This window comes from Pseudonocardia xinjiangensis (assembly GCF_050948425.1).
GTDB lineage: Bacteria > Actinomycetota > Actinomycetes > Mycobacteriales > Pseudonocardiaceae > Pseudonocardia > Pseudonocardia xinjiangensis.
Map to the genome: position 1 here is coordinate 1,457,261 of NZ_CP192009.1, position 24,508 is coordinate 1,481,768.

Below are 24,508 nucleotides of genomic sequence, written 5' to 3' on the forward strand. Positions count from 1 at the left end.
TCGGCGGCATGGCCAAACGGAGAGGGGCCGCAGGAGTGGTGACCGAGGACGTGCCGCGATGGGTCCTGTCCGCGGCGTTCGCCGTCGCGGTCGGCTACTACCTCAACCGGATGGTCGCCCACCGGCGGAGCAGGGTGCGGCGCCCCGTTCTGGACGAGGGTCTGCACGCGCTCATGGGCGTCGCCATGATCGCGATGCTGTGGAGCTGGGGGGCCGGCGTCCCGGTCATGGCGTACGTCCTGGTCTTCACGGCCGCGGCGCTCTGGTTCGTGGCGGAGGCCCTGTTCGCCACGCGGTCCCCGGTGACCGGCCCGAGCGGGCCGGCTCTCTGTGCCGGACCTGCGGGTAACGCGTGGTACCACGCGCTGATGATGGGGTCCATGGTCTGGATGGCCGTGCTGCTGTCCGCGGCGTCGGCAGGGGCGGCCGGTGGCGGGGCGACGGACGGCATGTCCGCGATGCCGGGCATGGGCATGGCGATGGCGGAACCGGGTGCGGCGACGGGGCCCGTGTTCCCGGTGCCGCTGTGGAGCAGGGCGTCGAGCCTCGCTCTCGCGGCCGTGTTCTGTGCCGCCGCTCTCCTGCTGGTCGGCCGCGGCCTGAGGCCCGTGCTCTCCCGGCGCCGGACCTCCGCGACGCCGCCTGCCGTCCAGCTGGTCGGTGGGCTGATGGCCGCTGCGATGACAGCGGCCTTCGTCGAGATGGCCTAGTGCGGTGGATCGGAAGGTGGGGCAATGAGGGACAGCGCTGACATGCGCCGACGCCGGTGGGCGGTCAGGACGGGTGTGGTCGGGATCGGTGCGGTCACGGCCGTCCTGGCTCTCGCCGTTCCGGCCTGGGCCCACGTGAAGGTGTCCGGCATCGACGCCGTGCAGGCCGGATCGGGAGTGGTGACCTTCCGGGTGCCGTCCGAGTCGGCCACGGCGTCCACCACCGAGCTGCTGCTGACCTTCCCGTCGGCCACCCCGTTCACCTCGGTGGACACCCAGCCCAAGGCCGGCTGGACCGCGACGGTCAGCCGGAAGCCGCTCGCCCGGCCCCAGCAGGGGGAGGACGGATCGGTGATCAACCAGTACGTGTCGCAGGTCGACTTCAAGGCGACGAGCCCGGCGTCGGCCATCCCGCCGGGACAGTTCGACATGTTCAACCTGTCGGTCGGCCCGTTCCCCGACGCGCCGAGCGTGGCGTTCGGCGCGTTGCAGACCTACAGCGACGGCACCACCGTCAACTGGGACGAGCAGTCGGCCGACGGGGTCACCGAGCCCGTGCACCCGGCACCCGTGCTGCAGCTCTCACCCGCGGCCGCCGGCACGCCGGCGCCGGACGGCCGGGCCGCGGCTGCCGCCCCCGGCTCCCCGGGGAGCTCGTGGATGGACGACGCCGCCCTCGGTCTCGGGATCGTTGCCCTGCTGCTGAGCGGGATCACCCTGGCGGTCGTCCGGAACCGGAACAGGACGTCGGCCAGGTCTTGAGCCGGATCCTGCGGCTGGGCGGGCCCCGGCTCCTGACCCTCGTCCTCGCCGCCGTGCTGTCCTGCGTCACGGTCGTCGGGCTGGCCGGCCCGGCCGCCGCGCACGCGGTGCTGGACAGCAGCTCACCGCAGGACGGCGCCAGGCTGGAGCACGCTCCGGCCACCGTCACGCTGACCTTCGACGAAGCGGTCCAGCCCATCCCGGCGTCCGACGAGGTCATCTCCGCGACCGGCGTCCGCGTCGACACCGGACGGCTGACGCAGTCCGCGGACGGCACGACCATCGTGCTGCCGCTCCGACCGGACCTGCCCACCGGCACCTACGCGGTGACCTGGCGGGTGGTGTCGGCCGACACGCACATCGTCGGCGGCTCGATCACCTTCGGCGTCGGCGTGGACCCCTCGGCCGCCCCGGTCGCCCCGCCCGACCGCGCACGCGCGCTCGACGTCACCGCCGACGCCGGCGAGGGCCTGCTGTACCTGGGGATCGTGCTGCTGGTCGGCGTCGCGGCCGCGGCGGCGGCGTTGTGGCCCTGGGCGCTCGCCGCGCGCCGGACGCGCCTGCTCATGTGGGCGGGCTGGCTGCTGACGGTGCTCGGCACCATCCTGCCGTTCCTGCTGCAGGGGCCGCGTGCGGAGAACGAGAGCTGGTCGGCGGTGTGGCGGTTCGCCGACGCGGGACAGACGCTGGACAGTGCCTTCGGACGTGAGCTGCTCGCCCGCCTGCTCCTGCTCGTGGTGGTGGCCCCACTGCTGACCACGGCGTGGGCGGGGCGCCTGCAACGCCGCCGGTACGCGGTTGCCGGCGGGACGCTCGCCGTGGCCCTGCTGGTCACCGTCGCGCTGACCGGACACGAGGCGGTCGGCTCCGACGTGCCGGCCGCGATGATCTCCGCGGTCCTGCATCTGGCCGCCATGGCGGTCTGGCTGGGTGGGCTGGCCGTCCTGCTCACGATCGTGCTGCCCGCCGCCCGTTCCGGCGGGATCCCCCTGGGCGCCGCCGGCATGACGCGCTGGTCCTGCGTCGCCTACTGCTGCGTGGCGTGCCTGGTGCTCACCGGGGAGTTCCAGGCCTCCCGTCAGATCGATCCCGTCGAGGCCTTGTGGTCCACCGGCTACGGCGTCGTCCTGCTGGTCAAGCTCGCGGTCATCGGCCTGGTGCTCGTCGCCGCGGCCGTGGCGCAGCGCCGCGTGCTGACCGGTGGTGACGTGCGCAGCGTCGTCCGGCGCAGCGTGCGCATCGAGGCCGGCCTCGCCGTCGTGGTGCTGGCGGTCACCGCGTTGCTGGTGTCCGAACCTCCGGGCAACACCACCTACGGGCCGCCGTCCGACATGACCGCTCCGCTGGGGCCGGACACCGTCCACGTCCACGTCGACGGCACCCGGCGAGGCCGTCAGAGCCTCGAGCTCACCGTGACGGACGCGGCCGGCCGGCCGGCGCCGGTCCAGGCGATCACCGCGAGCCTCTCCTCAACCGAGGTGGCAGCGCTGGCGGTCACGCTGGCCCCGGACACCGGCCCCGCCCCCACCACGGCGTCGGCGCGGTGGCACAGCACGGATGCCGTCGTGCCGCTGCCGGGCCCGTGGACCCTCGCGCTCGACGTCACGGTCGACTCCGCCGACGCCTACTCCACCGCGGCGCACTACCGGGTGTACTAGCGGCACGGGTTCACGGGTTCACGGGCTCACGGGGACTCGGCCTCGGGCACGCTCCAGCGTTCCTCGATCCGGCCGAACCGCCACAGCGAGACCGCCAGCGCCCACACCACCAGGAACAGGCCCACGACGATGTAGCCGACGTACTCGAGGTTCAGCGCGCTGACGAGGCCGAGCGGCCCGCCGGTGGTGCCCAGCCGGTCGGCCAGGAGCTGGAGCAGCTCGATCATGCCGATCACGAGCGCGACGACCACGGACAGCGCGGTGATGGTCATGTTGTAGAAGACCTTGCGGACGGGCTTGAGGAACGCCCAGCTGTAGGCCGCGGACATGAAGACGCCGTCGGCGGTGTCGAACAGGCTCATGCCCGCGGCGAACAGCACGGGCAGGACGAGCACGGCGTACCAGGGCAGGTCGAACGCGGCTGCGCCGCCGGCGAGCACGAGCAGGGTCACCTCGCTGGCGGTGTCGAAGCCGAGCCCGAAGATGAAGCCGATGGGGAACATGTGCCACGGCTTGCCCACCGTCCGCATCACCCGGCCCAGGAGTCTGGTCAGGAAGCCGCGGGCGTTCAGGTGCTGCTCCAGGGCCTCGTCGTCGAGCGGTTCGGTGCGCATCCTGCGGAAGACGCGGGCGATGCCGAGCAGCGCGAGCAGGTTGAGCAGGCCGATGAGCACGAGGAAGCCGCCGGAGAGGATCGTCCCGATCAGGCCCATGAGCTGTTTCACCCGGGAGGTGTCGTCCAGGTCCCCGGCCACCGCCCGGACCCCGACGGCCAGGAGGACGCACAGGGCGAGCACCACCGACGAATGGCCGAGCGAGAACCAGAACCCGACACTCCGGGCGCGCTTTCCCTCGCCGACGAGCTTGCGGGTGGTGTTGTCGATCGCGGCGATGTGGTCGGCGTCGAAGGCGTGGCGCATGCCCAGCAGGTACGCGGTCAGCCCCAGCCCGACCCCGAACGTCCCCTGGGTCCCGAGCGAGTAGCCGGCTGCGGCCACGGGTCCGGCCAGTACGGACCAGCCGAGAGCGGTCAGCCCGAGGATGAAGGCCGCCATACCGCCGATCTGGATCCGGTCCGTCCGGTCGAAACCCTGTCCCCGGTCCGTCATCCCGATCTCGACCACGCGGGTAATCATTGCTCAGCTGTTCAGATATTCACTGATGCGATCGTGTGGCGTCGGTGACCCACGGTGCGACGAACCGCCTGGCCGGGCACGAACGGATCGATACTGATCACCGGCTGGTGCCGGGGCCTGGCCGGCAGCGGTGTGACCTCGGTCGCATTGATCATCCGTCGAGGCCCGGCCGGCGGAACACACCTGGGAAACCGTCCGCCCACCCCCGAGGTCGTCCGTGCCCGAGAACCAGCAGTTGCCCCGTCTGGACGTCGTCGGCCGCTTCGGTGCTGCCCCGCCCGGGGTCGTCCTGGTGCTGCACGGCGGCCGGTCGACCAGCCACGCGAGCGGTGGGCGGAGGCGGTTGGCCTACGCCCGGATGCTGTCGTTCGCGTGGGTGCTCTCCGGGACCGGCCCCGCCGTCTACCAGCTGCGTTACCGCTACCGGGGGTGGAACGCACCGGCCAAGGACGCGGCCCGGGACGCCACGTGGGCGCTCGAGGACATCGCGAGGCGGCACCCGGGACTCCCGGTGGTGCTGGTCGGCCACTCGATGGGTGGCCGAGCGGCGCTGACGGCGGCGGGCGCGCCGAACGTGGTGGCGGTGTGCGCGCTCGCACCGTGGCTCGACGGTTCCGACCCGGTGAACCAGCTCACCGAGAGGTCCGTGCTCATCGTTCATGGAGACCGCGAGCGCTACACCGATCCGCGCGAGTCCTACGCCTACGCCGTGCGTGCGAAGCAGGTGGCCGACCGGACAGCGCGCTTCGAGCTCCACGGAGCGGGCCATTACATGCTCGCCCGCACCCGCGACTGGCACTCGCTCGTCCGCCGGTTCGCACTCGGGGTGCTCGGCGTCGAACCGGAGGACCCGGTGATCGCGAACGCCATGCGCCAACCCGCCCCGGACGGCCTGCGCGCCGTCGTCACCACCTCCCGACCTGGAGCCGACGGATGAGCACCACTGCTGCGAGCCGTCCCACCGCCGTGGTGATCGGGGCCGGTGTCGCCGGGCTGACTGCCGCCCACCTGCTGCAGCGCCGCTACGACGTCACCCTGTTCGAGGCCGACACGCGGCTGGGCGGCCACGCGCACACCCACGAGGTCGTCAGCTCCGACGGCGGCACCACCTTCGTCGATACCGGGTTCATCGTGCACAACGAGCGCACCTACCCGAACCTGCTGCGGCTGTTCGGCGAGCTCGGGGTGTCGACGCAGGACTCGGACATGTCGATGAGCGTGCGGTGCGACGGGTGCGGCCTGGAGTACGCGGGAGCGCGCGGCCTGGGCGGCCTGTTCCCACAGGCCTCCAACCTGAGCCGGCCCGCGTACCTGCGGATGCTGGCCGAGGTGCTGCGGTTCCACCGGCATGCGCGCCGCGTGCTGGCCGACGAGCGCGCCGGCGACGTCCCGCTCGGGGCGTTCCTCGCAGTGGGCGGCTACTCGCGCTACTTCGCCGAGCACTTCCTGCTCCCGGTGGTCAGCGCGGTGTGGTCGGCGGGCGAGAGCGTGTCGCTGTCCTACCCGGCGCGGTACCTCTTCACGTTCCTCGACCACCACGGGCTGCTGGCGGTGGGCGGCTCGCCGCGGTGGCGCACCGTCGTGGGCGGTTCGCGCAGCTACGTCGAGCGGGTGGTGAAGAACCTCAGCGCCGTCCGGGTCGCCACCCCGGTGCGGGCGCTCGTGCGCCGCGCCGACGGGATCGAGATCCGGGACGATGCGGGCGGGCTCCACCGTGCCGACCGTGTGGTCGTCGCGACCCACCCCGACCAGGCTCTGGCGCTGCTGGCCGAGCCGACTGCGGCCGAGCGCGCCGTGCTGGGGGCGTTCACCTACTCCCGCAACGAGACCTGGCTGCACTCCGACACCTCCGTGCTGCCGCAGCGGCCGGGCGCGCGGGCATCGTGGAACTACCTGAAGCCCGCGTGCTCGTCCACCGGCGCACCGGTGCTGGTCAGCTACGACATGAACCGGCTGCAGCGGCTCACCGAACCCGACGACTACGTCGTGACCCTCGGCGGCGCCCAGCGGGTGGACCAGGCGCGGGTGATCGCCCGGATGGGCTACGAACACCCGGTCTACACGCCGGAGTCGGTGGCCGCGCAGCGCCGGCTGCCCGAGCTCGACGACGCCACCCTCGCCTACGCGGGCGCCTACCACGGGTGGGGCTTCCACGAGGACGGGTGCGCCGCCGGGGTGCGGGCGGCCACGACGCTCGGAGCAGGCTGGTGACCACCACCGTCGGACGCGCCGGGACGGACCCGGCGCCGGTGGTCCGGGCGCCGGTGGCGGTGCCCGCGCTGTACGACGCCGAGGTGCGCCACGTCCGCAGGCAGCGGCTGGAGCGTTCCTTCCGGCACGGGGTCTACCTGTGGCTGGTGGACCTCGACGCGCTGCCCGCACTGCCGCGGTGGCTCCGGCCGTTCGCCCGCTTCGAGGCCCGCGACCACCTCGGCGACCCGCAGGTCTCGATCCGGCAGAACCTCGATGCCTGGCTGGCCCGCCAGGGCGTGGACCTGCGTGGTGGGCAGGTGCTGATGCTCGCCAACGCCCGGCTGCTCGGCCACGTCTTCAACCCGATCACCGTCTACTGGTGCCACCGGCCCGACGGCGTACTCGACTGCGTCGTGGCCGAGGTGCACAACACCTACGGCGAGCGGCACTGTTACCTGCTCCACCCCGACGCCGCGGGCCGGGCGAGCACGGCCAAGGACTTCTACGTCTCGCCCTTCCTGTCCGTGGACGGGCACTACGCGATGCACCTGCCGGTGCCCGGCGAGCGGCTGACCGTGTCGGTGTCGCTGCGCCAGCAGGGCAGCACCGCGCTCACCGCCACCGTCGTCGGCACCCGCCGGGCGGCAACCGCGTCGGCGCTGGTCCGGATGCTGCTGCGCCGACCTCTCGTCACCCACCGGACCACGGCGCTGATCCGCCGTCACGGCATCGCGCTGTGGCTGCGCAGGCTCCCCGTGGTCCCCCGACCGAGCCATCACCCGCAGGAGGGCGTCCAGTGACCGCCGAACCGATCAGCCAGCCCGGCGCCGCCCTCGCCATGGGGTCGACCGGACTCGACCTACCGCGGCCCAGCGCCGGCGTGTGGCCCGGCCTCGCCACCGTGCCCCGCGCTCCGGCCAAGGCGCGGATCGCCGAGGCGCTGTTCCGGCGGGCGGTGCGGTCACTGCCGGTGCGGGTGGTGTTCCCGGGCGGGGAGCGGATCGGAGCGGGCGGGCTCGACTCGCCGGTGATGCGGGTCGTGCGACCGGAGGCGTTCTTCCACCGCCTGGGCACGGGCTCGAAGATCGGTTTCGGGGAGTCGTACATGGTCGGGGACTGGACCTGCACGCGCCCGGCCGACCTGCTCACCCCGTTCGCCGCCCAGCTGTCCACGCTGATCCCACCGGTCCTGCAGCGCATCGGCCGCCGCTTCGCCGAGGCACGCAGACCCGGCGCCGAGGCGAACACGCTCGACGGCGCGCGGGAGAACATCCGCCGCCACTACGACCTGTCCAACGACCTCTTCGCGACGTTCCTCGACGAGACGATGTCCTACTCCGCGGCCTGGTTCGCCGACGGCAGCGACGACCTCGTGGCGGCGCAGCGCCGCAAGATCGACGCCGTCCTCGACATGGCAGGCGTGCGCTCCGGGATGCACGTCCTGGAGATCGGGACAGGCTGGGGTGAGCTGGCCATCCGGGCCGCGCAGCGCGGCGCCCGCGTCACCACGATGACCCTGTCGTCCGAGCAGGCCCACCTCGCCGAGGAGCGGATCGCCGCCGCGGGCGTGGCCGACCGCGTGCAGGTGCTGCTGCGCGACTACCGCGAGGCCCAGGGCAGCTACGACGCCGTGGTCAGTGTCGAGATGGTCGAGGCCGTCGGCGTGCAGTACTGGCCGACGTACTTCGCCGCGCTGGACCGGCTGCTGCGCCCGGGTGGCCGCGTCGGGCTGCAGTCGATCACCATGCCGCACGACCGGATGCTGGTGACGCAGCACGACTACACGTGGATCTCCAAGTACATCTTCCCGGGCGGGGTGATCCCCTCGGTCGAGGCGATCGAGCAGAACCTGCGTGACCACACGGGGCTGCGCATCGTCGAGCGGCGCAGCCTCGGTCCGGACTACGCGCGCACGCTGGCCCACTGGCAGCGCACGTTCCTCTCCCGCCGCGACGAGGTCGCCGCGCTCGGGTTCGACGAGACGTTCTGCCGGATGTGGGAGTTCTACCTCGCCTACTGCGAGGCCGGGTTCCGCGTCGGCTACCTCGACGTCTTCCAGCTCTCGCTGCAGCGCCGCTGACCCCGCTGCCGCCCCCACCGCTCCGCCGGATCCCAGGAGACTCCATGCCCCGCCCCGTGGCCCCGCAGCTCGCCGGGCTCGTCGAACGCCTGATCGGCGCGCCGCTGCCGATCCGACTCCGCGCCTGGGACGGCAGCGAGGCCGGCCCCGGGGACGACCCGGATGCGCCCGTGGTGGTCGTCCGGCACCGCCGGGCGCTGCGGCGGCTGCTGTGGAACCCCGGCGAGCTGGGTCTGGCGCGGGCGTTCGTGGCAGGCGAGCTGGCCGTCGACGGCGACATCGCCGAGGGCCTGTCGCGGTTCTGGAAGCTCGCGGGAGCCCAGAGCCTTGCGGGGGTGCGGCTGACCCGAGCCGATGTCGTGGACGCCGTCGCCGTCGCGGCCCGGCTCCGCGCCATCGGCCCTCGCCCGAAGCCCCCCGCGTCCGAGGCCCGGCTGTCCGGCGGCCTGCACACCCGCCGCCGCGACCGGGCCGCGATCGCGCACCACTACGACCTCTCCAACGAGTTCTACGAGTTCCTGCTCGACCCGCAGATGGCCTACTCCTGCGGGTACTGGACCCAGGAGGGCTCGTCCGGCTACGGGCTGGCCGACGCCCAGCGCGACAAGCTCGACCTGATCTGCCGCAAGCTCGGCCTGGCCCCGGGGATGCGGCTGCTCGACGTCGGCTGCGGGTGGGCGGCCCTGCTCGTCCACGCCGCGCAGCACTACGGCGTGCACGCCGTCGGCGTCACCCTGTCCGTGCAGCAGCAGGCGTACGGGCTCGCCCGCGTGCGGGCCATGGGGCTGGCCGACCGGGTGGAGATCCGGCTGCAGGACTACCGGGCCATCGGCGCCGACGTCCCCGAGGAGCCCTTCGACGCGATCGCGTCGATCGAGATGGGGGAGCACGTCGGCCAGGACAACTATCCGGTCTACGCCGCGCAGCTGCACAGGCTGCTGGCGACGCACGGCCGGCTGCTGCTGCAGCAGATGTCCCGCGGCGCGTCCGGCCACAACCCGGCGCCGGGCGGGGGAGCGTTCATGGAGCGCTACGTCGCGCCCGACATGTACATGCGCCCGCTCGGATCCACCGTCACCCTCCTCGAGGAGGCCGGGCTGGAGGTCGTCGACGTCCACTCGCTGCGCGAGCACTACGTCTGGACGGTCCGGCCCTGGCTCGACACGCTGCGGGAGCGGGAAACGGAGGCCGTCGCGCTGATCGGCGAGGAGCAGTACCGCGTCTGGCTGCTCTACCTGGCAGGCGCGGCACTGGCGTTCGAGGAGAACCGGATGGGCGTGCACCAGATCCTCATGGTGCGCCCCGACGCAGCCGGGCGAACGGGCCTGCCGCGCAGCAGGCGGGCCGTGCTCGGAACGGACCCCGGCAGCACCCCCACCACGGCGAACGGCGTTCTCATCGCCCCGGAACTCCGGTGACGCCCTACCCATGGGGTGCCGCGCTCACCAACCTCGTGGTCACCGCGGTCGTCGTCGTGGCGGTCTTCGCCGCGGCCCTGCTGGTCGCGGTGCGGGTGCGGGGCGGGCGCCACGACGGGATCGACGTCGTGTGGGGAGCCGGGTTCGCGATCGTCGCGGTCGCCACCCTGCTCCTGTCGGCCGGTGACGGCGACGCGTGGCGGCGGTGGCTGATCACCGTCCTGACCGTGGTGTGGGGAGTGCGGCTGGCGTGGCACATCGGCCGCCGCAACCACGGCACAGGTGAGGACCCCCGGTACGTCGCCATCCTCGCCGAGGCTCCCGGCCATCCGGTCGCCCACATGGTCCGCAAGGTCTACCTCCCGCAGGCGGTGGTCCTGTGGATCGTGTCGCTGCCCGTCCAGCTCGGGCAGTACGGCTCCGCGGGCGGCGCACTGTCGACGGTCGTGACGGTCGTCGGCGTGCTGCTCTGGGCCGTCGGGTTCACCTTCGAGACCGTGGGCGACGCCCAGCTCGCGGCGTTCCGCGCCGACCCGTCGAACAAGGGCCGGGTGATGGACCGCGGGCTGTGGCGCTACACCCGCCACCCCAACTACTTCGGCGACTCCGCCGTCTGGTGGGGGCTCACCGTGCTGGGGCTGCACCACCTCGCCGGCCTGATCGGGCTCGTCGGGGCCGCGCTGATGACGTGGCTGCTGGTGCGGGGCACCGGGAAGAAGCTGCTGGAGCAGACGATCGGTGAGCGCCGCCCCGGCTACACCGACTACGTGCGCCGCACCAGCGGGTTCCTCCCGCTGCCGCCCAAGAAGAAGAAGGCGAGCTCGTGACCCGGGAGGTTCTCGAGCGCCGGAATGCCTGCTAGGGGATGCGCTCAGCTGCCCTGTCCGGCCGGTCTGGGTCTGCTGATCTGCCCCGCCCCTGAGTGAGCTGCACCGGCCTCGCCTGCGCCGGTGACGGAACCGGAGCGGGTCGTCGGGGTGATCACCGCCCCGTTCGGCTGCTGTGGCGCGCCGGTGCGCCCGTTGGTCGGATACGGCAAGGGTTCCAGCGGGTGGCGGTGGACCTGTATGGCCTGGTAGGCGCCCAGCGCGACGAGCAGGGCGAACAGCGCCACGGACGCCCACAACGTGCCCCAGCCGAGACCGCCTTCGTCGACCGGTTTGGTCAGCGAGTCACCACCGGCCGCCCCGAGCGGGCGGGTCAGGACGAACGCCAGCCAGAACAAGAGCATGGTGTTGATGTTCGTCAGGTAGTGGGCGCCCACGATCACCAGCATGATCGCGGCGATGATGAAGAAGGCGTTGTGGAACCCGAGGCCGGTGTCGTCGGACAGCCAGTCACCGGTGGCGGTGCCCAGGGTGTTCGACACCAGAATCGCGATCCAGTAGAGGATCTCGCCCCTGCGACTGGCGATGTTCTCCACGTCGTATGTCTGCCCGGTGCGCCACCACACCACGAAGATGATCGCCAGGAGGGTGGTGAGGATCAACGCGCCCCATCCGTAACCCACCCCGCTGGGGACGCTGGAGTCACCGGGCCCCCGGTCCAGGAAGTCCGAGACCTCGGTCCCCACCAGGCTGGTGCCCAGGACCACCGCCCAGAACAGCGCCGGATGGAACCGCTTCGCCCTGATCTGGAGCACCAGTACGACCACGAAGAACGCGAGAAAGATCAAGGCGGTGACGACGTAGCCGACCCCGAGGGTGATCCCGAACAGGTCCCCGGCCGTCTCGCCCAGGGTGACCGCGATGATCTTCACAATCCAGAACAACAGCGTGACGTGCGGAAGCTTGCGCATCACGGAGTAGGCCAGATGGTCCGGAACGCTCCGACGGCCCGGTCCGGGCATCGTTGAGGACATTGTTCTCCCATCGAGATTAATGCCACGGTGGATGGCGAATACGCGCACGGTGCAGTCCGTGACCCGAATCGAAGATCTTTCGAATGTACCCGCGACTGCGTTAGCTATCGGCAAACACGGTGGCGATTCGCTGTCAATTCCGTCGTTGGGCCCGATGTCCGGTATGCGCCTTCGGCGGGTGGGAGCTGGGCCGACGTATAACCGTCCGGAAGTAGAGAGTGAGCCCGGATGGGTCTATTCCGAACGGATACGCGCAGGGACCGGAGCTGGGCCGGTTCCACCGGCTCGGGCACCCGAGGCTGGAGACTGATGGGTATGACCAGCCGCGATGTGACCGGTGCGGCACGGAACCCGACGCGGTGGCGCCACCCGGCGAACCAGCGCCGCTGAGCACGACTACCGCGTCAACCAGGTCGCGCTGCAACACCTCATCGCGTGGCACCGAGACGCGCACGGCCCGGACTGCACCTGTGTCGGCCGGCTCGTACCGGACGCCGAAGACCTGCTGACAGGCGTGTCGCGCGGTCTGTGACCTGTGATCAGCCCTCGGGCATCGGTGCGTCGAGGAAGTGCAGCACAACGTCCAGGACCAGCTCGGTGCGGGCCAGGCCGAAGAAGTGCGTGGTTCCGGGGAACACCGCCAGCTGCGAGGCCGGGACGCCCTCGAAGTCGCCGTTGACGCCACCGCCTCGCAGCCGGAGGAACCGGACGGCGTGGTCGAGCGTGACCGCGTCGCAGTCCCCGACCGTGATCAGGGTCGGGGCGGCGATCCCCTCGATGTCGGCGTCGGACCAGCCGGTGAAGCCCTCGTCGAACGTCCCGAGCTTGTCGAGCAGGTCCTGCAGCTTGTCGGGGTGCGGCGACTTGGCGCGGTACGCCTGCTCCATCGGCGTTCCCGCGATCATCTCGACGGTCATCGAGCCGACCGCCCCGGCATTCTCCGGGCGGAGCCCGTCGCTGTTGAACGAGGCGGACGACACGATCACCTTGCGGACCAGCTCCGGGTGCTTGACGGCCAGGTGCAGGGCCGTCCCGCCGCCCACGCTGAACCCGAAGACGTCGACCCGCGCGACGCCCAGGTGCTCGAGCACGCCCACGACGTCGGAGGCGAGGTCGGCGCACCTGAGCAGCCGGTCGGCGTCATTGGTCCGGCCGTGGCCCTGGAAGTCGACGGCGATCACCTGGCGCGTCGCCGACAGGCCGGGGAGCAGCTCACCGAACTGCAGGTCGATGTCGAACAACCCGCCGTGCAGCAGGAGCAGGGGTGTTCCGCCCGAGCCGTGGATCTCGTAGTACATCTGCAGACCGTTCACCGGGGCGTATCCGGTTCGGGGTGCGGCACTGTCCGATATCGGCATTTCGCGAGTGTTCAGCCGTCCGGGCAACTTGGTCAACCACATTCGCCGACACGTCGGCGCGGCGCGTGCCGACCGATGAGTTCGAGGCCTGCCGGTGGTCGACACCGCTGTAGTCGACCCAGACGCCCAGGAGGCCGCCGATGACCACCACGATCGCCACCCACACCCTCGACGCGCCGGGTGCCACCATCACCTACGACGTGCGCGGCACCCTCGGTGCGGGCACGCCGCTGCTGCTCATCGGCTCCCCGATGGACGCGCAGGGCTTCGCTACGCTGGCCGGCTACTTCGCCGACCGCCCGGTCGTCACCTACGACCCCCGCGGCACCGCGCGCAGCACCCGGACCGACGGCCACGGCGAGATCACGCCCGACGACCATGCCGGTGACCTGCAGCGCGTCGTCGAGGCGATCGGTGGCGGCCCGGTCGATGTGCTCGCCAGCAGCGGCGGCGCGGTCAACGCACTGGCCTGGGTGGCCCGGCACGGCGAGCACGTGCGCACGCTGGTGGCCCACGAGCCCCCGCTGGCCACGATGCTGCCCGACCGTCTGGCCGTCACCTCGGCGATCGAGGACATGTACGAGACCTACCAGCGCGACGGGCTGGGTCCGGCGATGGCCAAGTTCCTCATCATCGTCAGCTACGACGGGGAGTTCCCCGACGGTTACCGGTTCCCGCCGGTCGACCCCGCGCAGTTCGGCCTTCCCGTCGAGGACGACGGCAGCCGCGACGACGCACTGCTCGGCCAGAACCTGCGCAACTGCACGGGCTACCGGCTCGACCTGGAGGCGCTGCGGGCGTCCGGCGCCCGCATCGTGCCCGCCCGCGGCGAGGCCTCCCACCAGACGCTGGCGGCACGCGGCGCCGATGCGGTCGCGCAGGCGATCGGGGTCGAGCCCGCGCGTTTCCCCGGTGACCACGCCGGCTTCCTGGGCGGCGAGTACGGCATGCACGGTGAGCCGGACGCCTTCGCCCAGCGGCTGCGCGAGGTGCTGGACGGGGCGTGACGGTTACGCTGCACGCCATGGCGCGGGTGAACGACGTCGGTGGGCAGTCGGGCTTCGGACTGATCGCCGTGGAACCGGACGAGCCCCCGTTCCACGCCGACTGGGAGGCACGGGTGTACGCGCTCAACGTCGCGATGCTGCGGCAGGGGGTCTACAACCTCGACCAGTTCCGCGATGCGATCGAGCGGATGCCGCCTGCCGAGTACCTCGCCGCGTCGTACTACGAACGGTGGATGGCGGCCGTGGAGTCGTTGACGGCGGCTGCGGCTCCCGCGCCGCGTGGCGGCGATGACTGAGCCCCGGTTCGCGATCGGCGACCGGGTTCGCGCACGAGCGGTGGACCCACCCCACCACACCCGGGTTCCCCGCTACGCGCGCGGCCAGGTGGGCGAGGTGGTGGAGATCCAGGGCACGTGGCCGCTGGCCGACGACCGGGCGCAGGGGTTCGCGGAGCCGCGGGTCGAGCCGGTGTACACGGTCCGGTTCCCCGCCGGGGCGCTCTGGGGGCCGCCGGGCGGCCACTGGGTGCAGGTGGAGTTGTGGGAGTCCTATCTGGAGGTCGTGGCGTGAGCGGGCACCACTCCGACTCGGAGATCGCCGTCCGGGTACGCAGGCTGGAGGAGCGGCTGATCGACGCCGGCCTCACCAGCGACGAGCAGCTCGACGGCATCATCGGGCAGATCCTGTCCGGTTCGCCGGCGAACGGGGCCCGGGTCGTGGCCCGCTCCTGGGTCGACCCCGCGTTCCGCGGGCGGCTGCTGGCCGACGCGAGCCAGGCGCTGGGCGAGCTCGACCTGTCGATGAGCACCGGGCCGCAGACCCAACGGTTCACCGTCGTGGAGAACACCCCCACGGTGCACAACGTGCTGGTCTGCACGCTGTGCTCGTGCTATCCGATCGGGCTGCTCGGCCCCTCGCCGTCCTGGTACAAGAGCGAGGCCTACCGGGCGCGTGTGGTCCGGGAGCCGCGCGCGGTGCTGGCGGAGTTCGGGCTGGAGCTCCCCGCGGAGACGGAGATCGTCGTGCACGACACCAGTGCCGAGAGCAGGCACATGGTGCTTCCCCTGCGCCCGGAGGGCACGGCCGGCCTGGGCGAGGCCGACCTGGCGGCCCTGGTCACCCGGGAAGGGCTGATCGGAACAGCCGCGGTGTAGCGCGGTCAGCCGTTCATCATCGCCATCATCAGGTTCTGGATGGTCAGCACCGCGGGCGGCATGAGCACGAGCGGCCGCATCATGCCCTCGTCCTCGTGGTCGAGGATGTGGCAGTGGTACACGAACCGGCCGGTCTTCTCGCCGAACCGGCCGGCGACGGTGACCGCCTCGTTCACCGGCACGCCGACGGTGTCCTTCCAGCCGGACTCCGAAACCGCGATCGGCAGGGTCGCGCCGAGCGTGAGTGGCGTGGTCGTGCCACCGAGGGTGGCGTCCAGCCCGGCGGGGTCGAGGGCCCGGCGCTCGATCAGCTGGAAGTTCATCAGGTGGATGTGCATGGGGTGCACCAGCGGCCGACCGACCGGATCCACGTTGAGGAAGGTCCACTTCTCCCAGCTTCCCGACGCGGCGAAGAAGTTGGTGGTCTCCTCGAAGCTCTGGGCCGCGATGCGGAAGGTCCTCGTCCCGCCGGGTACCGCGATCTGGACGATCCCGGCGCCGGTCTTCGCCCGGGGGCCCGCGTCCACGAGCTCCATCATCTTCGGCATGCCGCTGGCGTCCCTCGAGAGCATCACGAAGCGCTCGACCGCGTCCTTCGGCACGTCGGCGGCGGTGATCCGGGTGAAGCTGCTGAGCTTCTTCGGTGGCTGGTAGGCGCGGCCTGTCCGCGGGGCGCCGGCGACCCGGAATTGCATGACCTCGGGGAACGGGATGCCGGCGCCGGGTGCCGGGCTGCCGGCCGGAACGGTGGGGATGGTGTTGACGAGCCGGAGGTTCTTTCCGGCGAACCCGGCGAAGTCGATCAGCAGGTCCACCCGTTCCGCGGCGTTGATCGTCAGCACCCCGTCGACCGGGTGCGCCCTGTCGAGCAGGCCCCCGTCGGTGCCGATCACCTGGATGGCGCCCGTGACCGGCTTGCCGGTCTTCTCGTCGAGAACGGCCAGTGCGTAGCCGCGCGAGACCGAGGCGTTCACCACCCGGAAGCGGTAGGCCCGGGCCTCCACCTCCAGGTACGGCCACACCACACCGTTCACCATGGTGAACGGGCCGGTCGTCGAGACGGCCGGCGGCATGGCCCCGGGCGTGACGGGGCCGGTCAGGACACGCTTGACCAGGATCTGGCCGTTGATCCGGCCGGCGGGGTCCGTGTCGAAGTTGATGTCCGCGAGCATCAGCGGGATCTCGTACGCACCGCTCGGCAGGCCGAGGTGCTCCTCGTCCGGGTCCCGGATGATGTAGTTGCCGATCAGCCCGGCCGTCACGTTCAGGGCGGTGATCGGCATGGCGTGGTCGTGGTAGAAGAGGTGGGCTGACGCGTCCCCGTTGGGGTACTCGCAGAGCTGCGCACCACCGGGCGTGACCCCGGCGTCGGGTAGCCCGTCGGCAACGGCGTTCTGCTGTCCGCCATGGACGTGGACCGAGGTCCACGGCGTCAGCCGGGTGAGCTCGGAGCGCGCCGGAGCCCCCTGCGCGCCGGGCGGGTTGGCGGCCGAGACACCGGGCGGCGGGCCCACGGGCTGCACGAAGACGCCCTTCACCGGGCTGGTGCCGGTGAGCTCGTTCTGCCACGCGATCCGGACCTTCTGACCGCTCTGCACCTCGATCGTGGGGCCGGGGTAGTGGCCCTCGTACGTCCACATCGGAGTGGGCGGCAGCTGGGAGTGCAGCCGGACCTTCTGGGCGACGAGCTTCACCACGTTCGTCACGCCGGTCCGTGGCTTGAGTGTGGGAGGTATCCGCAGGGGGTCCAGGAACGGGGTCAGCGTGGAGACCTGCGGACTCGACGGGCCGTTCGGCAGCGCACCCGACCCCGCCGCGCTCCGCGACATCTCGTCCGCCGACGCCCTGCTGACGTCGCCGCTCAGCAGTTGGGTTCCCCCGTAGACGGCGGCCGCCGCGGCCCCGGTCATTCCGATGAAACTACGTCGACTGTGTTTATCCACAGTGTGGAAACTTTCGCATGGACCACTCCGTCAGATGGTGGGAACCGGCATTTCCGGGGTGGCTCGTGGTATGCCTGCGAGCCATCTGGGGTAATTGTGCGCGACCGGACGACCGCGCGCGGACGGCCAAGATGTCGGATCGGGCGGATAACAGCGTTCCCTGTTTCTCTCCCGTGCCTGACCGCCCGACGCACGGGTTGCATGCGGGGAGCCCTTATTCACTTACGTGTATGAAACCTGGCGAGTTCAGCTTGTGAAACATGGCGCGCGTCACAACGTCGACGATCGGGGGACGCCCCGCGCAAAAGATGCGGAAACGACCTGGATCGCCCGGAAATAGATGACCGTCTCAGTCGGCTGGGTAGCGGTTCCGACCGGTACGTAAGTCGTTTGTTTCATTGCGCCGCGCATCCAGACAGGTGGCCGTCACGAAATGATCAGGGGATCAGCTCGCGCCGGGAGGGCTCCGCGTGCCGAGCCGGCCTGCGGAGCTGCTGCCTGCGGCGCGGGGTCATGGGGCGGGGTCGGGCGGTTCGACCAGGCGGTGCTGGTAGGCCAGGGCGACCAACTGGGCGCGGTCGCGGGCGCCGAGTTTCGTCATGGCCCGGCTGACGTGGGTCTTGACGGTGGCGTGGCTGATGGTGAGGGCGTCGGCGATGTCGGTGTTGCTCAGGCCGTGGGCCACGAGTCCGACGACCTGTTTCTCCCGGGCGGTGAGCTGGGCCAGTGCGTCGGCGTCGAGCCGCGGGGTCCGGTGGGTGAGCCGCGCGATCAGACGGCGGGTCAGGCCGGGGGAGAGGAGGGCCTCGCCGCCGGTGACGACGCGGATGCCGTGCAGCAGTTGGCGGGGTTCGGTGTTCTTGATAAGGAAGCCTGCGGCACCGGCTCCGAGTGCCTCGATCACGTACTCGTCGTGGTCGAAGGTGGTGAGGATGAGCACGTGGACGGCGGCGAGGTCCGGGTCGTCGGCGATCTGCCGGGTGGCGCGCAGCCCGTCGACGCCGGGCATCCTGATGTCCATCAGCACGACGTCGGGGCGGGTCTGGCGGGCCAGGTCCACCGCGGTGGCTCCGTCGGCGGCCTCACCGACCACGATCATGCCGGGCTCGTTGTCGATGAGTACCCGGAAGCCGCCCCGGACGAGGGCTTCGTCGTCGGCGATGAGCACGCGGATGGGCTCGGTCACCGCTTCGCACCCCGGGGGTTCGCGCACGGGGACATCATCGCGGGTTCGGTACGGGCAGCTCGGCGCATACCTCGAAGCCGCCGTCGGGGTGCGGCGCCGCGGTGAGCCGGCCGGACAGCGCGCTGGCCCGCTCGCGCATCCCGTCGATGCCGTGCCCGTGCTGCTCCGCCTCGGTGTGGTGGGTGTCCGCGCCGGTACCGGGGCCGTCGTCGTGGATCCGGATGAGCAGCCGCGCTGGTTCGTGCCCCAGCGTCAGCCGCACGGTGCGAGCCCCGGCGTGGCGGAGCACGTTGGTCAGCGCTTCCTGGACGATCCGGTAGGCGGCCAGATCGACGGGGGCGGGCAGCCGCCGCGGGTCGCCGTCGACGGTCAGCTCCACCCGTAGGCCTGCGGCCTCTGCGGTGTCGAGCAGCTCGGAGAGCCGGTCGAGCCCGCCCCGGGGCGCCCGCGGCTGGCCGGCTTCCTCCGCTGTGGACGTATCCGTGCGCAGGATGCCGAGGATGGTCTTGACGTCGGTGAGGCCCTCGTCGCAGATCTTCTTGATCGTGGTGAGGGCCTCGCGGGCCTGACCGGGGCGTTGTTCGATGACGTGCAGACCCACCCCGGCCTGCACGCTGATCGTGGCCATGGTGTGCCCGAAGACGTCGTGCAGTTCGCGGGCGATGCGCAGCCGTTCCTCGGCCGCGATCCGGCGGGCCCGCTCCTCGCGGCTCCGGGCCTCCCGGGCGAACCGGGCGCGGGTGGCCGCGAGCACCGCCCGGTTGTAGCCGACGGCCGCCCCGGCGCTGCCCGCGGTGGCCACCAGGAGGGCCACCTCCGGGACCACACCGGCGGTCTCGGCGTCGCCGAGCACCACCCGGATCGCGATGATCTGGATCAGCGCGGTGGGCACGGCGCCCGCGACACCCCACCGCCAGCCCCGGTGGGCCGCGAGGGTGTAGCAGCCGATCAGCGGCGCCAGCGTGATCAGCCGCCCGGGATAGGCGCCGAGGAACCAGACGAGGGGCACGGCGTTGAGCACGAGCAGCGCCGCGATCGGGTAGCGGCGGCGCACCGCGACCGCGGCGGCGACCGCCGCCGCCAGCGCGACCGCTCCGGCGTCCAGAGGAGCCGGGCTCGCGGCGGCCGCGGGCCCGACCCCGGCGACCGCGGCGGCGAGGAGCCCGGCCGCCACACCGACACCGAGACCCGCGTCGGCCACGACCGGCGAGAGCCCGCCGCGGCGCACCGCCTCACGCACGGTGGTGACCATTCTCCGCCCTTCGATCCGGGACCAACCGGACACCTGCCCGGATCATCTTGCGGGTGCCACCGCGGGATGTGCATCCACCGGGCGTGGTGTCCCGGCACTACCGCACCGGGCGGGGGCGGCTACCACCGGCGGCTGACCGTACGTCGGGGGCGGCAGCCGGGAGACACCACGCTCGCCCGACGCGCAGGCGCCACCCGCCCACCACTATCGGACACCAGATCCACAAACCTGGCGAAAGGACCCCCCGATGTCCGTCCGACACCTGATCGCCGTCGCTGTCTTCGGCCCCGGCTCCGGCCGGCTCGGAGCCAACCTGGCCGCGGCGGTGGCACTGATCGGCCTGGTACTCGGCGGGCTGACCCTCGCCCGCTCCCGCCACGCCGGCTGACCGGACACCTGTGCCGCACCATGCCGGTGGCGGCGACCGCCACGGTGCGGACCGTGGTGACCAGCCGTTCGAGGGGGAACCGGGCAGCGCCGGCGCGGCTACCATCCGAAACATGGGTGACCGACGCCAGCGCGTGCCGGGGCGGCCGGGGTGAGCGGTGAGGAGACCGTGGCCCTCGGGGGTCGGCAGCGCGCCCGGGTCAGCCCGCACGAGCAGGTCGACGCTCTGACCGGAGCCGTCGAGGACCTCGCCGGTCAGTTCAGCCTGCAGCCGTTGTTGCACCGCATCCTGCGGCGGGCGGTCGTGCTCCTCGGTGGCGACGCGGGCTCGATCTCCACCGTCGACGAGGCGGCCGGAACCTATCGCAAGCAGGTCGACCTCGGCGTCGGCTGCCAGGAGGGCAAGGTCTTCTCGCTGCGCGAGGGTGCCACCGGCGCGGTCGTCTCCAACCGGGCGCCGGTGGTGTTCGACAGCTACTCCCAGGTCAGCGGGGGCCACGTCGCGCCGTCCGACCGGACCCGCCTGCACGCCACCATCGCGGTGCCCATCGAGTGGGGCGGCGAGATCATCGGGGCGTGCGTCGTGTTCAGCACCGATCCGCAGGTTCGGTTCCGGGACGAGGACATCGAGCTGCTGGGTCTGTTCGCCACCCACGCCGCCATCGCCATCGTGAACGCGAGGCTGCACGCCGAGGCCGCCGAGCGGGCCCGGCGACTGGCCGTGAGCGCCGAGCGGGAGCGGGTGGTCCGCGACGTCCACGACACCGTGGCCCGGGCACTCGGGTCGATCCTCCTGCATCTCGACGCCTGCGCCGAGCCGGCCGGGTCGACGCACATCGCCGCGGCCCGGGCGGCGGCCCGGGCCGCGCTCGCCGAGACCCGACGGACCGTGCTCGGCCTCGGGCCCGCCCTGCTCGAGCAGGGCTCGCTCGAGGACGCTGTCTCGGCCGAGCTCGCCTGGGCCCGCTCGACCACGGCGCTGCGCACCGACCTCGTCGTCACCGGCGAGCCGCCCCCGTTGCCACCCGAGATCAGCCAGCAGGCTCTGCGCCTGGTCCAGGAGGCGCTCACGAACGTCGTCATCCATGCCAGGGCGGCGTCGGTCCGGGTCGGGATGATGTACGGCGCCGAGGACGTCGCCGTCGTCGTCGAGGACGACGGCGTCGGGTTCGACCCGGCGGTGCTCACCGATCGCCGGCGGTCCGGCCTCGGCCTGCACGGGATCGTGGCGAGGGCGCACCGGCTCGGCGCCGAGCTCGAGATCGAGTCCACGCCGGGGTGGGGCACGCGGGTCCGGGCGCGGATCCCCTACGAGCCACGCGATGCGGGCAGCGCGGTCCGCGCCGACGTGCCGTGGCGCGTACTGGTCGTCGACGTGCGTCCCGTCGTGCGAGCAGGGCTCGTCCGGCTGCTTGCGCAGGCCGAGCCCGACATCGTGGTCGTGGGCGAGATCGGGGACGCGCGCGAGGTGGTCGACGCGGTGCGGGTGCTCGACCCCCACGTCGTACTGGTCGACCTGCGGATGCCGGTGCTCGACGGCGCCCGGCTGACCTCCTACATCCGCGCCGCCGGACCGGGGGTCTCGGTGCTCGTGATCACCGACGACCTCTCCGACGAGCTGCTGCGCGACGCCGCGCACGCCGGTGCCTCCGGGTGCATCGGGACCGACCTCGACGGCTCGGCGCTCGCGCGTGCCGTGCTCGCCGCGGCCCGCCGGGACGCGCCGCTCACCGAGACCGTGCTCGGCACCTTCCGGGAGCGCGACCGCGCGGGCAACGGCCGGCTCACCAGCCGCGAGCGCGAGGTCCGCACCCTGGTGGAGCTCGGCATGCGCGACAAGCAGATCGCCGACCGGCTCGGGATCTCGGCGAAGACCGTCGAGAAGCATGTGGGGGCACTGCTGCGCAAGACAGGTGCACCCAACCGGACGTCGCTGGCCCGCTGGACGGACCTGTCCGAGGCGACGCGGTAGGGATTTCCCCCAGTCGAAGATGGGGAGAACCACGCCTGGAAATGCGATGCCGCCTGGCTAGCCTGAATCCGTGCCCGTCGTGACGCTCAAGGACATCCTGTCCGATGCCTTCGACAAACGGTACGGTGTGCCCGCGATCAACGTGTTCAACGACCTGACTCTCGAGGCCGTTCTCGCGGCGGCCGTCGAGAAGTCGTCGCCGTTGATCGTGCAGACATCGGTCAAGACCGTGAAGTCGATCGGTGTCGATGTGTTCTATTCCATGTGGACCGCGATGACCGCGGGTATCGAGGTGCCGGTCGCCCTGCACCTCGACCACTGCCCGGAGCGCGAGGTCATCACGACGTGCCTCGACCGCGGCTGGAACTCGGTGCTGTTCGACGCCTCCCACCTGCCCGTCGAGGAGAACACCCGGCAGACCATCGAGGTCGTCGCCGAGGCCCGCAGGCACGGCGCGCACGTCGAGGGGGAGATCGAGTCGATCACCGGGGTGGAGGACGGGATCGGCTCCGACACGGTGGCGCGGCGCCAGGACCTGCAGGTCGCCCTCGACTTCCTCGACGCCACCCAGGTCGATGTCTTCGCCCCGTCGATCGGCAATGCGCACGGCACGTACAAGGCCGCGCCTCAGCTCGATTTCCAGCGGGTCTCCGACATCGTCGCCGTCCATCCCGTCCCCATCGCGTTGCACGGCGGGAGCGGTCTTTCCGACGAGCAGTTCCGCGATTTGATCGACCGCGGTTGCGCGAAGGTCAACATCTCCACAGCGCTCAAGGAGACCTTCATGAAGTCGAGTCTCGCTTTTCTGCAGGAGACCGCGGCCAAGGACAAATGGGACCCGCCGTCGCTGTTCCGGTCGGTGCGGCAGGAGGCCGTCGACATGGCCGGGTCGCTGATGGAGCTGTTCGGCAGCGCCGGCCGAGTCGGCTGACCCGTGCCCGCCCTCGTCTTCGACTGCGACGGTGTCCTCGCCGACACCGAGCGCTACGGCCACCTGCCCGCCTTCAACGCGACGTTCGAGGAGTTCGGCCTTCCCGTCCGCTGGAGCGAGGCGGAGTACGGCGAGAAGCTCCTGGTCGGCGGCGGCAAGGAGCGGATGGCCACGATGCTGACGCCCGACTTCCTCGCCGCGGCCGGGCTCCCGTCCGACCCCGGTGAGCTCGCCGAGCACCTCGCGAGCTGGCACCGCCGCAAGACCGAGATCTACACCGGGATCATCGCGGGCGGGTCGATCCCGCCGCGGCCGGGGGTGCGGCGGATCGCGGAGGAGGCCGCCGACGCCGGCTGGTCGCTCGCCGTGGCGTCCACGTCGGCCGAGGTCTCGGTGTACAGCGTCCTCGCGCACGTGATGGGCGACGCGCTGGCCGGCCGGTTCGCCGTCTTCGCAGGCGACGTCGTCCCCCACAAGAAGCCCGCCCCGGACATCTACCTGCTCGCCGTGTCGGAGCTGGGGGTGTCGCCGGATGACGTCGTGGTCGTGGAGGACAGCCGCAACGGGATGCTCGCCGCGCTCGACGCCGGGCTCGCCTGCGTGGTCACCCCCAGCAGCTACACGGGCGGAGAGGACTTCACCGGCGCCACGCTCGTGGTGTCGTCGCTCGGCGACCGGCAGGAGACCACACGGGTGCTCGACGACCCGTTGGGGCTCGACCCGACGCCGTTCGTCCGCCTCGACCACCTCCGGACGCTCCTCACCGAGGCTGCGCCGCGCCCGTCCAGCAGGGAGTGAGCATGACGTCGCCGTCATCAGCGAATCTCGAGTTCGTCGTCCGTACGATCGCGCAGACCGCCGTGGACAACGAGCGAGCGTTCGGTGAGCTGGACGCGGTCGTCGGCGACGGCGACTTCGGCTACTCCCTGGCTCGCGGGTTCGAGATCGTGCTGGCCGACTGGGACTCCTTCGACCGCACCGAGGCGTCGGGGCTGCTGCAGAAGATCGCCCTGACCATCTCCAAGCGGGTCGGTGGCACGTCCGGCCCGCTGTGGGGCACGGCGTTCCTCCGGGCGTCCGCGGCGGTGAAGGGGAAAACGGAGCTGACCGGCGAGGATGCCGTCGCGATGCTCCGGGGTGCCGCCGAGGGGATCAAGAAGAGGGGCAACTCCGACGTCGGCGACAAGACGCTCCTGGACGCGCTCGTACCGATGACGGACGCGATCGCCGAGCGGCTCGCCGCCGACCCGGCGACGCCCGCCCCCGAGGTCGCGAAGGTCGCCGCGGGCGCCGCCAGGGCCGCCGCCGACGCGACGACATCCATGCAGGCGAGGCGGGGCCGTGCGAGCTACACGGGTGAGCGCAGCGTCGGATCACCCGATGCGGGTGCTGTCGCCGTCGCGGTGATGGCCGAACGTGTCGCCCAGACCTGGCCGGGATCGGCGAGCTCCTGAGCAGCGCGAACGCAGGACGGCGAGTCCCTCAACGACGAGACCGATG

The 24,508-nt window shown here is 71.8% G+C and carries 24 protein-coding genes; 18 read left to right on the plus strand and 6 right to left on the minus strand.

Annotated features, from left to right (window positions below):
• Window positions 1-38 precede the first annotated feature (38 nt).
• Genes ACQPZA_RS07015 through ACQPZA_RS07025 form a run of 3 tightly spaced genes read left to right on the plus strand, consistent with a single transcriptional unit; the run spans window position 39 to window position 3,130 of the window.
• The gene (locus ACQPZA_RS07015) at window positions 39-710 is read left to right on the plus strand and encodes a DUF5134 domain-containing protein (RefSeq protein WP_433279417.1); all 672 of its coding nucleotides are present in this window, start codon (window positions 39-41) and stop codon (window positions 708-710) included.
• A gap of 24 nt (window positions 711-734) precedes the next feature.
• The gene (locus ACQPZA_RS07020) at window positions 735-1,472 is read left to right on the plus strand and encodes a YcnI family copper-binding membrane protein (RefSeq protein ID WP_433279419.1); all 738 of its coding nucleotides are present in this window, start codon (window positions 735-737) and stop codon (window positions 1,470-1,472) included.
• The gene (locus tag ACQPZA_RS07025; RefSeq protein WP_433279421.1) at window positions 1,469-3,130 is read left to right on the plus strand and encodes a copper resistance protein CopC; all 1,662 of its coding nucleotides are present in this window, start codon (window positions 1,469-1,471) and stop codon (window positions 3,128-3,130) included. Before ACQPZA_RS07020 ends, ACQPZA_RS07025 begins: the two co-directional genes overlap by 4 nt.
• 26 nt (window positions 3,131-3,156) lie before the next feature.
• Here the strand turns inward: ACQPZA_RS07025 and ACQPZA_RS07030 are convergent, their stop codons facing one another.
• Window positions 3,157-4,239: a HoxN/HupN/NixA family nickel/cobalt transporter gene (locus ACQPZA_RS07030; protein WP_433282702.1), complete on the minus strand. Its 1,083-nt coding sequence runs from the start codon at window positions 4,237-4,239 to the stop codon at window positions 3,157-3,159.
• 244 nt (window positions 4,240-4,483) lie between these two features.
• Between ACQPZA_RS07030 and ACQPZA_RS07035 the strand changes: the two genes are divergently transcribed.
• From ACQPZA_RS07035 to ACQPZA_RS07060, 6 genes are read left to right on the plus strand one after another with little or no spacing between them, the layout of a single operon-like run.
• Complete coding sequence (locus ACQPZA_RS07035) at window positions 4,484-5,203, plus strand: alpha/beta hydrolase (RefSeq protein WP_433279423.1); 720 nt, start codon at window positions 4,484-4,486, stop codon at window positions 5,201-5,203.
• The gene (locus ACQPZA_RS07040; RefSeq protein WP_433279425.1) at window positions 5,200-6,477 is read left to right on the plus strand and encodes an NAD(P)/FAD-dependent oxidoreductase; all 1,278 of its coding nucleotides are present in this window, start codon (window positions 5,200-5,202) and stop codon (window positions 6,475-6,477) included. Before ACQPZA_RS07035 ends, ACQPZA_RS07040 begins: the two co-directional genes overlap by 4 nt.
• A complete protein-coding gene (locus ACQPZA_RS07045) occupies window positions 6,474-7,259 on the plus strand; it encodes a DUF1365 domain-containing protein (protein ID WP_433279427.1) in 786 nt (261 codons plus the stop codon). Before ACQPZA_RS07040 ends, ACQPZA_RS07045 begins: the two co-directional genes overlap by 4 nt.
• A gap of 38 nt (window positions 7,260-7,297) precedes the next feature.
• Entirely contained in the window at window positions 7,298-8,539 is a 1,242-nt protein-coding gene (locus ACQPZA_RS07050; protein WP_433282703.1) for a class I SAM-dependent methyltransferase, read from the plus strand.
• Window positions 8,540-8,583: 44 nt separating this feature from the next.
• Complete coding sequence (locus tag ACQPZA_RS07055; RefSeq protein WP_433279429.1) at window positions 8,584-9,957, plus strand: class I SAM-dependent methyltransferase; 1,374 nt, start codon at window positions 8,584-8,586, stop codon at window positions 9,955-9,957.
• Window positions 9,954-10,784 (plus strand): DUF1295 domain-containing protein, encoded by an 831-nt coding sequence (locus tag ACQPZA_RS07060; RefSeq protein ID WP_433279431.1) that lies wholly within the window; start codon window positions 9,954-9,956, stop codon window positions 10,782-10,784. The genes ACQPZA_RS07055 and ACQPZA_RS07060 overlap by 4 nt, the downstream gene beginning before the upstream one ends.
• Window positions 10,785-10,828: 44 nt before the next feature.
• Here the strand turns inward: ACQPZA_RS07060 and ACQPZA_RS07065 are convergent, their stop codons facing one another.
• Entirely contained in the window at window positions 10,829-11,866 is a 1,038-nt protein-coding gene (locus ACQPZA_RS07065; protein WP_433279433.1) for a COG4705 family protein, read from the minus strand.
• A 491-nt stretch (window positions 11,867-12,357) separates the two neighbouring features.
• Window positions 12,358-13,131 (minus strand): alpha/beta fold hydrolase, encoded by a 774-nt coding sequence (locus ACQPZA_RS07070; RefSeq protein WP_211174183.1) that lies wholly within the window; start codon window positions 13,129-13,131, stop codon window positions 12,358-12,360.
• Between the two features lie 185 nt (window positions 13,132-13,316).
• Between ACQPZA_RS07070 and ACQPZA_RS07075 the strand changes: the two genes are divergently transcribed.
• From ACQPZA_RS07075 to ACQPZA_RS07090, 4 genes are read left to right on the plus strand one after another with little or no spacing between them, the layout of a single operon-like run.
• On the plus strand, window positions 13,317-14,183 hold the full coding sequence (locus ACQPZA_RS07075; protein WP_433279435.1) for an alpha/beta fold hydrolase: 867 nt from the start codon (window positions 13,317-13,319) through the stop codon (window positions 14,181-14,183).
• Window positions 14,180-14,479 carry a hypothetical protein gene (locus tag ACQPZA_RS07080; RefSeq protein ID WP_433279437.1) on the plus strand — a complete coding sequence of 100 codons (300 nt, stop codon included), beginning with the start codon at window positions 14,180-14,182 and terminating at the stop codon, window positions 14,477-14,479. The genes ACQPZA_RS07075 and ACQPZA_RS07080 overlap by 4 nt, the downstream gene beginning before the upstream one ends.
• Entirely contained in the window at window positions 14,472-14,753 is a 282-nt protein-coding gene (locus tag ACQPZA_RS07085) for an SH3-like domain-containing protein (RefSeq protein ID WP_169396007.1), read from the plus strand. Before ACQPZA_RS07080 ends, ACQPZA_RS07085 begins: the two co-directional genes overlap by 8 nt.
• Window positions 14,750-15,337: a nitrile hydratase subunit alpha gene (locus ACQPZA_RS07090; protein ID WP_433279439.1), complete on the plus strand. Its 588-nt coding sequence runs from the start codon at window positions 14,750-14,752 to the stop codon at window positions 15,335-15,337. Before ACQPZA_RS07085 ends, ACQPZA_RS07090 begins: the two co-directional genes overlap by 4 nt.
• A gap of 5 nt (window positions 15,338-15,342) precedes the next feature.
• Here ACQPZA_RS07090 and ACQPZA_RS07095 read toward each other — a convergent pair whose 3' ends face one another.
• The 3 genes from ACQPZA_RS07095 to ACQPZA_RS07105 all read right to left on the minus strand — a co-directional run bounded on the left by ACQPZA_RS07095 (window position 15,343) and on the right by ACQPZA_RS07105 (window position 19,718).
• Window positions 15,343-17,247 carry a multicopper oxidase family protein gene (locus ACQPZA_RS07095; RefSeq protein ID WP_433279441.1) on the minus strand — a complete coding sequence of 635 codons (1,905 nt, stop codon included), beginning with the start codon at window positions 17,245-17,247 and terminating at the stop codon, window positions 15,343-15,345.
• Between the two features lie 544 nt (window positions 17,248-17,791).
• The gene (locus ACQPZA_RS07100) at window positions 17,792-18,466 is read right to left on the minus strand and encodes a response regulator (RefSeq protein WP_433279443.1); all 675 of its coding nucleotides are present in this window, start codon (window positions 18,464-18,466) and stop codon (window positions 17,792-17,794) included.
• A gap of 34 nt (window positions 18,467-18,500) precedes the next feature.
• Window positions 18,501-19,718 carry a sensor histidine kinase gene (locus tag ACQPZA_RS07105; protein ID WP_433279445.1) on the minus strand — a complete coding sequence of 406 codons (1,218 nt, stop codon included), beginning with the start codon at window positions 19,716-19,718 and terminating at the stop codon, window positions 18,501-18,503.
• A gap of 247 nt (window positions 19,719-19,965) precedes the next feature.
• On the opposite strand from ACQPZA_RS07105, the gene ACQPZA_RS07110 reads away from it, so the two are divergent.
• From ACQPZA_RS07110 to dhaL, 5 genes are all read left to right on the plus strand, one after another.
• Entirely contained in the window at window positions 19,966-20,106 is a 141-nt protein-coding gene (locus ACQPZA_RS07110) for a DUF6223 family protein (protein ID WP_433279447.1), read from the plus strand.
• 150 nt (window positions 20,107-20,256) lie between these two features.
• Window positions 20,257-22,077 (plus strand): response regulator, encoded by a 1,821-nt coding sequence (locus ACQPZA_RS07115; protein WP_433279449.1) that lies wholly within the window; start codon window positions 20,257-20,259, stop codon window positions 22,075-22,077.
• A 70-nt stretch (window positions 22,078-22,147) separates the two neighbouring features.
• Entirely contained in the window at window positions 22,148-23,008 is an 861-nt protein-coding gene (locus tag ACQPZA_RS07120) for a class II fructose-bisphosphate aldolase (RefSeq protein ID WP_433279451.1), read from the plus strand.
• A 3-nt stretch (window positions 23,009-23,011) separates the two neighbouring features.
• Window positions 23,012-23,806, plus strand: coding sequence for an HAD-IA family hydrolase (locus tag ACQPZA_RS07125; protein ID WP_433279452.1), 795 nt, complete (start codon window positions 23,012-23,014; stop codon window positions 23,804-23,806).
• Between the two features lie 2 nt (window positions 23,807-23,808).
• Entirely contained in the window at window positions 23,809-24,462 is a 654-nt protein-coding gene (gene dhaL / locus ACQPZA_RS07130) for a dihydroxyacetone kinase subunit DhaL (protein WP_169396001.1), read from the plus strand.
• The last annotated feature ends 46 nt before the right edge of the window (window positions 24,463-24,508 follow it).

Excerpts from the sequence above, each read along its gene's own strand:
- ACQPZA_RS07075 (WP_433279435.1), top strand. The coding sequence starts at position 13,317 with ATGACCACCACGATCGCCACCCACACCCTCGACGCGCCGGGTGCCACC.
- ACQPZA_RS07040 (WP_433279425.1), top strand. The coding sequence starts at position 5,200 with ATGAGCACCACTGCTGCGAGCCGTCCCACCGCCGTGGTGATCGGGGCC.
- dhaL (WP_169396001.1), top strand. The coding sequence starts at position 23,809 with ATGACGTCGCCGTCATCAGCGAATCTCGAGTTCGTCGTCCGTACGATC.
- ACQPZA_RS07085 (WP_169396007.1), top strand. The coding sequence starts at position 14,472 with ATGACTGAGCCCCGGTTCGCGATCGGCGACCGGGTTCGCGCACGAGCG.
- ACQPZA_RS07030 (WP_433282702.1), bottom strand. The coding sequence starts at position 4,239 with ATGACGGACCGGGGACAGGGTTTCGACCGGACGGACCGGATCCAGATC.
- ACQPZA_RS07020 (WP_433279419.1), top strand. The coding sequence starts at position 735 with ATGAGGGACAGCGCTGACATGCGCCGACGCCGGTGGGCGGTCAGGACG.
- ACQPZA_RS07055 (WP_433279429.1), top strand. The coding sequence starts at position 8,584 with ATGCCCCGCCCCGTGGCCCCGCAGCTCGCCGGGCTCGTCGAACGCCTG.
- ACQPZA_RS07110 (WP_433279447.1), top strand. The coding sequence starts at position 19,966 with ATGTCCGTCCGACACCTGATCGCCGTCGCTGTCTTCGGCCCCGGCTCC.
- ACQPZA_RS07050 (WP_433282703.1), top strand. The coding sequence starts at position 7,298 with ATGGGGTCGACCGGACTCGACCTACCGCGGCCCAGCGCCGGCGTGTGG.
- ACQPZA_RS07105 (WP_433279445.1), bottom strand. The coding sequence starts at position 19,718 with ATGGTCACCACCGTGCGTGAGGCGGTGCGCCGCGGCGGGCTCTCGCCG.
- ACQPZA_RS07095 (WP_433279441.1), bottom strand. The coding sequence starts at position 17,247 with ATGACCGGGGCCGCGGCGGCCGCCGTCTACGGGGGAACCCAACTGCTG.